1 protein-coding gene is annotated in these 275 nt (G+C 58.2%); it reads right to left on the reverse strand.

Annotation, left to right across the window (positions count from 1 at the left end; genetic code table 11):
- The coding region (locus P2081_RS20860) for a hypothetical protein (protein WP_278924699.1) at nt 1-220 on the reverse strand (220 nt) is incomplete at its 3' end.
- Nucleotides 221-275: the final 55 nt, after the last annotated feature.

The raw sequence follows: 275 nt of genomic DNA on the forward strand, positions 1-275 counted from the left end.
CTTTGTCGCAGCAGTCATCGTTGTATCCGCCGTCCGGCCGTTTGCCGCAGTAGCCACAGAACAGTCCAAACGTGAGACACGACAACACAACCAGCAGTGTACAGCTCACACCCAGGCCCAGGTAGTGTTGGTAAGGCCCGTACTCATGAAGGTACTGCTCCCCGACCTCCACCGGTTGTTTGGTCTCCGTCCACATGATGTGGCGCGCTCTGTCCAGCATGTGTGTTATCTTGTCCGCTCCCTCCTTGCACACCACACCGGCACGTCTGATGGCG

It is taken from the genome of Pseudophaeobacter profundi, from assembly GCF_029697505.1.
Lineage (GTDB): Bacteria > Pseudomonadota > Alphaproteobacteria > Rhodobacterales > Rhodobacteraceae > Pseudophaeobacter > Pseudophaeobacter profundi.